Origin of the sequence: Streptomyces sp. NPDC058401 (assembly GCF_042722885.1) — a bacterium.
Taxonomy (GTDB): Bacteria; Actinomycetota; Actinomycetes; order Streptomycetales; family Streptomycetaceae; genus Streptomyces.
The window spans coordinates 1-10,060 of record NZ_JBHXKA010000203.1 but is presented as its reverse complement, the minus strand read 5'-3'; the positions used below and the strand labels follow the sequence as shown (position 1 = coordinate 10,060).

At 72.3% G+C, this 10,060-nt stretch carries 9 protein-coding genes; 4 read left to right on the top strand and 5 right to left on the bottom strand.

From position 1 onward, the window contains the following. Nucleotides 1–79 precede the first annotated feature (79 nt). Both ACFWNV_RS37690 and ACFWNV_RS37685 read right to left on the bottom strand, forming a co-directional pair. Nucleotides 80–277: a hypothetical protein gene (locus tag ACFWNV_RS37690; protein ID WP_383956214.1), complete on the bottom strand. Its 198-nt coding sequence runs from the start codon at nucleotides 275–277 to the stop codon at nucleotides 80–82. A gap of 226 nt (nucleotides 278–503) precedes the next feature. Beyond that, entirely contained in the window at nucleotides 504–3,752 is a 3,249-nt protein-coding gene (locus ACFWNV_RS37685) for a BTAD domain-containing putative transcriptional regulator (RefSeq protein ID WP_383956211.1), read from the bottom strand. A 198-nt stretch (nucleotides 3,753–3,950) separates the two neighbouring features. On the opposite strand from ACFWNV_RS37685, the gene ACFWNV_RS37680 reads away from it, so the two are divergent. From ACFWNV_RS37680 to ACFWNV_RS37665, 4 genes are all read left to right on the top strand, one after another. Next, complete coding sequence (locus ACFWNV_RS37680) at nucleotides 3,951–5,171, top strand: amidohydrolase family protein (RefSeq protein WP_383956209.1); 1,221 nt, start codon at nucleotides 3,951–3,953, stop codon at nucleotides 5,169–5,171. 243 nt (nucleotides 5,172–5,414) lie between these two features. Beyond that, nucleotides 5,415–5,915 carry a hypothetical protein gene (locus ACFWNV_RS37675; RefSeq protein ID WP_383956207.1) on the top strand — a complete coding sequence of 167 codons (501 nt, stop codon included), beginning with the start codon at nucleotides 5,415–5,417 and terminating at the stop codon, nucleotides 5,913–5,915. 437 nt (nucleotides 5,916–6,352) lie between these two features. Next, nucleotides 6,353–6,940: a trypsin-like serine peptidase gene (locus tag ACFWNV_RS37670; RefSeq protein WP_383956204.1), complete on the top strand. Its 588-nt coding sequence runs from the start codon at nucleotides 6,353–6,355 to the stop codon at nucleotides 6,938–6,940. Then, the gene (locus ACFWNV_RS37665; RefSeq protein WP_383956201.1) at nucleotides 6,937–7,359 is read left to right on the top strand and encodes a DUF6086 family protein; all 423 of its coding nucleotides are present in this window, start codon (nucleotides 6,937–6,939) and stop codon (nucleotides 7,357–7,359) included. Before ACFWNV_RS37670 ends, ACFWNV_RS37665 begins: the two co-directional genes overlap by 4 nt. 2 nt (nucleotides 7,360–7,361) lie before the next feature. On the opposite strand, the gene ACFWNV_RS37660 is transcribed toward ACFWNV_RS37665, so the two are convergent. The 3 genes from ACFWNV_RS37660 to ACFWNV_RS37650 form a co-directional block, all read right to left on the bottom strand. Beyond that, on the bottom strand, nucleotides 7,362–7,814 hold the full coding sequence (locus ACFWNV_RS37660; RefSeq protein ID WP_383956198.1) for an NUDIX hydrolase: 453 nt from the start codon (nucleotides 7,812–7,814) through the stop codon (nucleotides 7,362–7,364). Nucleotides 7,815–7,922: 108 nt separating this feature from the next. Then, complete coding sequence (locus tag ACFWNV_RS37655; protein ID WP_383956195.1) at nucleotides 7,923–8,714, bottom strand: crotonase/enoyl-CoA hydratase family protein; 792 nt, start codon at nucleotides 8,712–8,714, stop codon at nucleotides 7,923–7,925. A gap of 28 nt (nucleotides 8,715–8,742) precedes the next feature. Further along, entirely contained in the window at nucleotides 8,743–9,822 is a 1,080-nt protein-coding gene (locus ACFWNV_RS37650; RefSeq protein ID WP_383956191.1) for a cytochrome P450, read from the bottom strand. Nucleotides 9,823–10,060 lie beyond the last annotated feature (238 nt).

Sequence of the window (10,060 nt, the reverse complement as noted above, 5' to 3'; positions counted from 1 at the left end):
CCCCGTGCCCCCCGTTCCCCCCCCCGGGTCCCCCCAACCCCCGTACCCCCGTGGGTCCCCCGTGGTTCGTGTGCCGCCGTTAAGGCAGCGTGCCGGTCGCGTGGTTGTCGAGCGTCACGATCTGCTCGTCCGCAGCGGCGGCCGGCGTGGCCGGGGTTGCCGCGAGCGGCTCTCCCGTGGCGTGGTTGTCCAGCGGCTTCACTTCGATGCCGGTGGCGTGGTTGTCCATCGGCTGCAGGTCGCCGTCGTTCGGCAGGACGTTCTCGTTCGTCGTCATCGCGTACTCCTGAAGGTGATTGGACCCGTTCGGCGATTCCCCCGCGGACCGCCGAACGGGCGGTCCAGCCGACCCGCTTGCCCCCCCGAGTTGACGAGTCGATGTACTTACTGTGACGCGGGGCGATAAACGAACGATGAACGTCCCATTCAGCGATCGGTCAGCGGTTGGTGGAGGGGTGGCCGTGGGTCGGCCGCCGGGTGGCCGCCGGGCGGCCCATGCCTGGTCAGGCCGCGATTTCGGCCGCCAGCAGGGCCCGTACCTCGGCAAGTTCGGACGAGCCCAGCTGCGCGAAGACCGCCTCCGCGTCCCGCCAGCACACCCGCGCCCGGTCCCGCTGGCCCAGCCGCCGCAGTGCCCGCCCCAGGACCATCAGGACGCACGCCCGCCGCCACTCGCCGCCCATCACCCTCAGGGCGACGGCCTGTTCGGCGTGCGCGGCCGCCAGTGTGGCCCGGCCGGCCGACAGGTGGACCTCCGCCAGCCGGAAGTGGGTGATGCCCTCCCAGAGCGGCTGGCGGTTGTCGTGGAACAGAGCCAGCGCGGCCGTCAGCTGGACGAGCGCCTCCGTGGTCTGGCCCGCCTGGGTGAGGGCGATGCCCAGTGCGTAGCGGCCGTTGGCCAGGCGCAGGGTGAGTCCCATCCGGTCGTAGATGGCGATGCCCTGCTGCGCCAGGTCTATGGCGCTGGTGAGGCGGCCCAGCGCCACGTGGATGCGGGAGAGGTTGCACAGGGCGCTGGCCTCGCCCACGTAGTTGGCGTCCGCCCGGAAGTTGGCGATGGCCTCCAGCAGGTAGCGCTCGCCGTCCTGGTAGCGGCCTTCGTAGAAGGCGATGATCCCGCGGTCGTTGGGCGCCCAGCAGCTGGGCAGCGGGTCCCCGGCGGCGCGGGCGAGCTCCGTGGCCTGGCGGGCCTCGTCGTCGGCCTCGGTGAAACGGCCCGCGATCAAGTGGGTGTTGGTGAGGGTGGTCCGGGCGCGGCCCTCGGCGTGCGGGTCCTTCGCGGCGTGCGCCGCCTCGCACACGGAGTTCGCGGCCGACTCGTACTGCTTGGAGTTGGCCCCCGACTCGGCGAGGTCCTTGGCGGCCCACAGCAGGTCAACGGCCCGGCGCAGTACGTCCGCCCGCCCGGTGGTGCGTACGGCGGCCTGCCGGACGCACGCGAGCAGCGGGTCGGCTTCGGCGTACAGCCAGTCCTGGGCGGCGTGCAGCTCGGTGAAGACCAGCCCGGGGTGGCGGGTCGCCGACAGGTGGGCCACGAGCCGGTCACCCGGCCGCTCCAGGCCGTACACCTCGGCGGCGGTGGCCAGGTAGAAGTCCAGCAGCCGGTCGAGGGCGGCCTCGCGCGCGCTCGGCGGCTGCTCGTCGCGCTCGGCGCAGGCACGCGCGTAGAGGCGTACGAGGTCGTGGAAGCGGTAGCGGCCGGGCGCGGCCGATTCGAGGAGGGAGCAGTCCACCAAGGCTTCGAGCAGGTCCTCGGTGTCGTGCTCCGCCCGGTCGAGTACGGCCGCTGCGGCCGCGAGCGAGATGTCCGGCCCGTCGGGCAGCCCCAGCAGGCGGAACGCGCGCTGCTGCGCGGGCTCCAGCTGCCCGTACCCCAGCTCGAAGGTGGCCTTGACGGCGAGGTCCCCGGCCTGGAGCTCGTCCAGGCGGCGGCGCTCGTCGGCGAGCTTCGCGGCGAGCACGGAGACGGTCCAGGTGCGGCGGGCGGCGAGCCGGGAGGCGGCGATGCGGATGGCGAGCGGCAGGAACCCGCAGGCGCCGACCACGTCGAGGGCGGCCTGGCGCTCGGCGCCGACCCGCTCGGCCCCGACGATCCGGGTGAACAGCTGGAGCGCCTCGTCGGGGCTCATCACGTCGAGGTCGACGAGGTGCGCGCCGGCCAGGCCGGCCATCCGCACCCGGCTGGTGACCAGGGCGGCGCAGCCCGCGGTGCCCGGCAGCAGCGGGCGGACCTGGGCCGCGTCGCGGGCGTTGTCGAGGAGGACCAGGACGCGGCGGCCGTCGAGGGTGGAGCGGTAGAGCGCGGCCCGTTCGGCGGGGGAGTCCGGTATCGAGGCGTCGGGGGTCCCGAGGGCGCGCAGGAAGGAGCCGAGGACGGCTTCGGGCTCGGCGGGGCGGGCCTCGGTGCCCTGGAGGTCCACGTAGAGCTGCCCGTCGGGGAAGTGCGGGCGGGCGGCGTGCGCGACGTGCACGGCGAGGGTGGTCTTGCCGACGCCGCCGATCCCGGCGAGGGCGGAGACCGCCATCACCTGGCCCTCGGCGCCGGAGAGGATCGCTCCGAGGTCCCGGACGAAGCTGGTGCGTCCGGTGAAGTCGGAGACGGTGGCGGGCAATTGGGCGGGCCTTACGTGGACGGGCGCGGCGGCCGGTGCCGGGTCTTCGGCGACGGCCAGCTCGGAGTCCGCCCGCAGGATGCGCTGTTGGAGCTCGGAGAGTTCGGGGCGCGGGTCGACGCCGAGTTCGTCGGCGAGGAGCCGGCGGGTGTCGGCGTAGACGGCGAGGGCCTCGGCCTGCCGGCCGCTGCGGTAGAGGGCGAGCATCAGCAGCTCGCGCAGCCGCTCCCGCAACGGATGGGCGGCGGTGAGCGCGGTGAGCTCGGAGACGGCCTCGGCGTGGTGGCCGAGCTCCAGGTCCAGGTCGAGGCGGGTTTCCAGCAGCTGGAGGCGCCACTCGGCGAGCCGGGTGCGTTCGGTGTCGGCGTGCGGTCCGGGTACCCCGGCCAGCGGTTCGCCGTCCCAGACGTCCAGGGCGCGGGCCAGCAGCGTACGGGCGAGCTCGCGGTCGCCCTTGCCGACGGGGGCGGGGGCGGGGGCCTTTGGGTCCGGCTGGGGGTGGGCGTGGGCGTGCGGGTGGGCGTGGGTGTGCGCTTGGGCGTGGGCGTACGTGTGCGTGTGGGCGTGCGCCTGCGTGTGGGTGTGGGCCTTCGCGTTCGCTTTGCCGGCGCGTGCGGCCTCGGCGTCGGCGGCCAGGGCCCGGGCGATGCCCAGGTCGAGGGCCTCGGGGTGGGGCAGGCGGATCGCGTAGCCCCCGGACTCGCTGACGAGGAGCCCGGGTTCGAGGATCTTGCGCAGGCGGGAGGCGTACGTGCGGATGGTCGCGAGCGCCTGCTGCGGCGGGTCCTCGCCCCAGATGGCGTCGATGAGCTCGGGCGCGGTGGCGGTGCGGCCCTCGCGGAGCAGGAGCACGGCGAGCAGCGCCCGCTGCTGCGGGGTCCCGGAGCTCAGCGCCTCGCCGCCGCGCCAGGCCCGGATGGGGCCGAGCACGGTGAAGCGGTTGCCTCCGGCGGTGGAGGGGGGAGGGGTGCCGGTGCCGGTCTTGGTGCCGGTCCCGGTCCCGTTGACGGCTTCGGCGGCTCTGGCTTCCGCGGCGGGCGCTGCTTCGACTCCGACTCCGGGTCCGGCGGCTGCGGCAATGGCGGTGTCACCGGACTCGGGGTGGTTCCGCTGGTGCGGGATGGCCGGTGTGCCGTCCATCTGGTCTCCCCCCTGCCTTCCATAGGTGTAAGGGTCAGTCTGCCCTGTGTTGCGCGTACACGTCAGTCCGTAACGGACCCGGTCCGTACGGATCCGGTTGCCGTTCCGTACGGATCCGCGCGCCCGAACCCCGCGGATCCGGGATCCGGCCCCGTTCAACTAGCTGACGGTTCGTCAGATTGACGCTACCGTGAGGGCATGGAGACCTTCCCGAAGATCATCTCGGTGGACGACCACACGGTTGAGCCCCCCAACGTCTGGCGGGACCGGCTCCCGTCCAAGTACCACGACGTCGGCCCCCGCGTCGTCCGCGCGCCCCTGAAGGAAATGACCTTCCTCGGAGGCAAGTTCGCCCCCGTGATGGGGGCCAAGGGCGACGACGGCCCGATAGGCGACTGGTGGGTGTACGAGGACCTGCACCGACCCCTCACCCGGCTCGACACGGCCGTCGGCTACAGCCGCGACGAGATCAAGCTCGAAGTCATCACGTACGAGCAGATGCGCCCGGGCTCCTTCTCGGTTCCCGACCGGCTCGCCGACATGGACGTCAACCACGTCCAGTCGGCCCTCTGCTTCCCGACCTTCCCGCGCTTCTGCGGCCAGACCTTCACCGAGGCCAAGGACCGCGAACTCGGCCTGCTCGGCGTGCGCGCGTACAACGACTGGATGGTGGAGGAGTGGTGCGGCCCGGACGCGCACGGCCGCCTCATCCCGCTCACCCTCGTCCCGCTCTGGGACGCCCGGCTGGCCGCCGCCGAGGTCCGCCGCAATGCCGCGCGCGGGGTCCGTGCGGTCGCCTTCTCGGAGATCCCGCCGCACCTCGGGCTCCCCTCCATCCACACGGACGACTGGGACCCCTTCCTGGAAGCGTGCAACGAGACCGGCACGGTCATCGCCATGCACATCGGCTCCTCCTCGCGCATGCCCTCCACCTCGGCGGACGCCCCGCCGGCCGTCGGCTCCACCATCACCTTCGCCAACTGCTGCTTCTCGATGGTGGACTGGCTGATGAGCGGCAAGTTCGAGCGGTTCCCGAACCTCAAGATCATGTACGCGGAGGGGCAGATCGGCTGGATCCCGTACATCCTCGAGCGCGCGAACGTGGTCTGGGAGGAGAACCGCGGCTGGGGCGGCGTCGCCGACAAGGTGCTGCGCCCGCCGTCGGAGCTCTTCGCGGAGCACGTCTTCGGCTGCTTCTTCGACGATCCCTTCGGCCTGAAGAACCTGGACTCCATCGGCGTCGCCAACGTCCTCTACGAGACGGACTACCCCCACTCCGACTCCACGTGGCCCAAGTCCCGCGAGGTGGGCGAGTCCCAGATGGGCCACCTGTCCCCGGACGTGGTGGACCGCATCGTGCGCGGCAACGCGATCGACCTGCTGGGCCTGACGCCGGAAGGGCTCTGGCCGGGGGCGTAGCGGTCGGCGGATCGGTTGATCGGGGGAGTGGTTGACCGGTTGACCGGTTGACCGGTTGATTGGCGGATTGGCGGAGCCGGTGGTCCTGGGGAGGAGTTCCCGGGGGCACCGGCTCACCTGCGTGCTACTTAAGTACTAGATCCGGATCCCACTCCATGGCGTGATGTGCCGGTGAGCTTCCCTCGCGAGACTGGAGCCACCACGAAGATCCAGCACAGAGATCCACGCCGAGGGAGCAGCCCGATGAACGTCCAGATCGCGAAGGCCGCGCGCACCGTCGTACCGGTGCTCCAGGTGTGGGGGGCGCGGGCCCTCCGCCCGGCCCTGGCGCTTCCCGCGGGGCTCGTCGGTCTCGCCCTGGGCCTGACCGGCCAGGCCCGGCCGGCCATCCGGCTCCAGACATGGGCCTCCGGACTCCCGGGCTGGACGGGCCCGCGCGCGGCGGCCCGCACGGTGCTCGGCCTGCCCCTGGACATAGCCGCCTTCGTCCTGGGCGCGTACTCGGTGTTCAACACCGTGCGCAATCTCGGATACCCGATCTGGTACGGCGACACCGACTACCACCAGGCCTGGGGCGGCCCGACCATGACCGGCGTCTGGCTGGTGCACGCCTTCGGCTGGCTGGCCTGCCTCTACGTCATCGGCTGGATCCTCCGAGGCCTGGGCCGAGGCCAGCACGCGATAGCCCGCAGGGTCGCCGGGGCTGGGGCTGGGGCTGGGGCTGGGGCTGCGGCCGGAGCATGAGCCGCGGTGAACGCGGCCCTCAGGGCGTGGTTGAGGCCTGACCGCCTCGGTCGGTGCTGGTGCGGGGCTCCTGTCCCCCTTGCGGGGGTCGGTGTGGGCAAGGCATGCTTCGCCAGAGCAAATTGGGGAGGGTGTCGGTGTTGGACAAGCGGGCCGTGGTCACCGCGGTGTTGTGTGCGGTGGCGGCGCTGGGCGCGTCCGCGGCCATGACGAAGGTGGTCCCGGCCGACGACGGCAAGGCCCCGGCGCAGGTGAAGTCGACGGCTCGTGCGGCGTCACCCACTGCTGCTCCATCGCCTTCGTCGTCGCTATCGCCGTCGCCATCGCAATCGGTGGAACCGTCCCGGTCGTCCGCTGGTCAGACCCCCGGGCCCTCGGCTTCGGCCTCCGCGAAGGGCGGCCCCACCACTTTCGCCGGGGCGCTGTTCGAGGGGGATGTGACCGGTGAGCACTTCTGTACGGCGACCGTCGTGCACAGCCCCGGGCGGAACTTGATCGTCACCGCCGGCCACTGCCTCCTCGCCGGCCGGGTGGGAGGAGGCGGAGCCTCCTTCGCACCTGCGTACGGGGACGGGCAGGCTCCGTACGGCAGCTGGAAGATCGCGGAGGTCTTCGAGGACCCGCGCTGGTCGGACGGGACGAACGACGACTACGACCTGGCCTTCGCCCGCCTGGCCCCCGACGCCTCGGGCCGCAACATCGAGGACGTCACCGGCGCCGCCGTCCTGGACACCACGGGCCGCACGGACGAGCAGGTCACGGTGACCGGCTATCCCTCGGACCGCAAGGTCGCCCGTACCTGCGTGTCCCGCGCGGTGCGGCTCAGCGCCACGGAGCAGCGCTTCGACTGTGCGGACTTCCCCGGCGGCACGAGCGGCAGCTCGTGGATCGCCTCCGATGGGAAGATCATCGGCGTGCTGACCGGCGGGGACACGGACGACGTCTCCACGAGCACGATCCTGTCCGGCTACGCGGCGGAGCTCTACGCGAAGGCGACGGGCGGGGCGGCCGGTGGTGGTCGGTGAGTCAGTACTACGACGTCGGGGACGAGACTGTCTGGAATCCTTCGAACGGCGCCGCCCGGCTCTTCCACCGCCAAGTGGCCGTCTTCGAGGAGGAGCTGGGTCTCCCGTCGGGCATCGGCCCCTTGATCAACGATGAGTGCCAGCTCGACCCGGCCGCCCTCGGTACCTTCGCCGAAGCCCTCGTCGCCCGCCACGGAACCACCGGCCACGCCGTGATCCGCGCCCTGTCCGAGGGCTTCGTGGCCACGGTGCTGGTGCTGGCGGAGCGGGTGGGTGCGCATGTGCACTGGCCGCAGCCGGCCGATTCGCTGGAGGGGGCAAGGGACGTCCAGGTCCCGCTCCCGGACTCCTACGAGTCCTTGGCGGAGTCGGAGGTGCGCACGGCTGCCCGGGAGCTCTCCCGGAGGATGCCGCGCTGAGGTCAGGCGAGGAGCCCCAGGTGTACGGGGTCGGCGGGAGCCTCGTCGAGTAGCTCGGCGAGGCGCGGGGGCCACAGCGGTTCGCCGAGGGTGGCGAGGTTCCGCGGCGACAGCCACCGCCAGTGGGCCTCGGGGTACTCCGGGACCGGATCGCGGTGCGGTCCGGTGGTCACGTAGATGTGCTCGTGCTGGCGTACCGGGATGCCCTGGTGGGTGAAGTCGTGCTCCCAGGTGCAGAGCAGCCGCTGCGGCTCCAGGTCGGTCCAGCCGGTCTCCTCCCGCAGCTCCCTCCGCACGCACTCCTCGGGCGTCTCCCCGGGATCGATGCCGCCGCCGGGCGGCAGCCAGTGGATGCCGACTTCTACGTTGTTCTCGCGGAAAAGGAACACGGAACCTGCGGGGTTGAGGACGACGATTCTGGCTGCCTGCCGGGGAGTTCGAGGTGAAGTGTGCATCAGACCAGCGTACGACCGGGGGTGCGGGGGCGGGAGAGGTCGGATCGGTTAGGCCGTCTCTTTCGGATCTTGTCGGTCGCGGGCCCGGCAAGATCCGAAAGAGACGGCCTAGGGGTGGTGGGATGGGGGAGTGGTGTTCCAGGCCGGGGATCGTTTCTGGGTGAAGGCCCGGGCGCCTTCCGCAGCGGCGGCGGTGGCGAACACGGGTGCGCTGAGCGGGTCCTGGACGGAGTAGGCGGCATGGTCGTCCAGGCCGCGGGTGCTCTGGACGATCTGCTTCGTGAGGTGGACGGCCTGCGGTGAGTGGGCCTGGACGCGGGCGCTCAGGGCGAGGGCCGCCTCCAGGGCCTCGCCCTGGGGGGTGAGGCGGTTGACCAGCCCGTAGCGGGCCGCGTCGGCGGCGGGGAGGGTGCCCGCGGTCAGGAGCATTTCCATGGCCACGTGGTACGGGAGCCGCCCGGGCAGCCGGATCGCCCCGCCTTCGGCGGCGATGAGTCCGCGGGCCACCTCGGGCAGGGCGAAGAACGCGGTGTCGGCGGCGGTGATCAGGTCGCAGGCGAGGGCCAGCTCGAAGCCGCCCGCGACGGCCGCCCCCTCGACGGCGGCGATGAGGGGCTTGTGCAGCCGGGCCCGGGTCAGCCCCGCCAGCCCACGCCCGGCGACGACGGGGACGCCTTCGGTGGGGAAGGCCTTGAGGTCCATGCCCGAGCAGAAGTGGCCCTCCGCGCCGGTGAGGATGCCGACGGCCAGCGCCGGGTCGTCCTCCAGGCGGGTGAGCGCCGCGTCCAGGGCCTCGGCGAGGGGGCGGTCGATGGCGTTGCGGACGCGGGGCCGGTTGAGGGTGATGAGGAGGACGCCGGGGGCGGGTTCGGAGAGGAGGACTGGGTGGGGGGTGAGCATGTGGTGCTCCTGTTCGGGTGGGGTCGGCCTAGTTCCGTACGACCGGGAGCGCGGCCAGGCCGCGCATGACGCGGGCCGGCCGCCAGGGGAGTTCGTCCGCGGGTTTGGCCAGCGCGACGCTGCCCAGGCGCTGGAGCAGTAGGGGGAGCGCCACGGCGCCTTCGAGTCGGGCCAGGGCGGCGCCGATGCAGAAGTGGGGGCCGTAGCCGAAGGCGAGGTGGTCGTTGGGCGTCCGCCCGAGATCGAGCCGGTCCGGCTCCGGGAAACGGTGGCCGTCCCGGTTCGCCGAGCCGATCAGGAGGCTGACGATGTCGCCTTCGGCGATCACCTGTCCGTCGAGGACGATCGATTCTGCGGCACAGCGGAAGGTCGCGTCCCGCACCGGGGAGTCGTAGCGCAGGAGCTCCTCCACGGCTGTGGCCGTGGCGACGGGTTCCGGTGCGGCGGTCCCCGTGAGGCGGGCAGCCTCGGTGGGGTTGCGGAGCAGGGCGAGGGTGCCGTTTCCGATGAGGTTCATGGTGGTGTCGTGGCCTACCAGCAGCAGGAGGTACGCGGTGGAGCGCAGCTCCTCCTCGCTCATTGCCGCGCTCTCGTCGCTGGCCCGTACGAGAGCGCCCAGCAGGTCGACTCCGCTCTCCTCGCCGCCCTTGCGTTTCGTGGTGACGAGCCGGTCGAGCAGCGCGTGCAGGGCGTCCTCGACGCGGGCGGGGTCCAGACCGGGAGCGGGCGCGATGGTGGCCATCAGGGTGTCCCGGGTCTCCGCCGTGTCCAGTTCCGCGGGGACTCCGAGGATCGCGCAGATCATGCGGAAGGTCAGGGGTGCGGCGAAGTCCCCGATCACGTCGACGTGTACCTGGGTCTCGATGCGGTCCAGCAGCAGGTGTGCCGTGTCTGTGATGAAAGGTTCCAGCTGGGCGATGCGGCGGGGGACGAAGGCCGTGTTCACCAGGGTCCGTAGTCGGGTGTGATCCGGCGGATCGGCATGGACCAGGTGCCGGTTCAGCCCGGACGGTCCCGCAACGTAGCCGGGCACCCTGCCCGGGTCCTTGCTCAGCCGCTCGTCGGTGAGGAGGGCGCGTACGTCCTCGTAGCGGGAGATCTGCCACACGGTGGGACGCCCCTCCCGGCGGTCCGCGTGGACGGGCGCGTTCCGGCGCAGCCAGGCGAAGTAGGGGTACGGGTCCCGAACCCGCGCGGCCAGTAGGTCGGGGGGTGGGGAGGGGGCGGAGGGGGAGGAGGGGGAGGAGGAGGAAGGGGAGGGGGAGGGGGAGGAAGGTCCTTGCTCAGCCGCTCGTCGGTGAGGAGGGCGCGTACGTCCTCGTAGCGGGAGATCTGCCACACGGTGG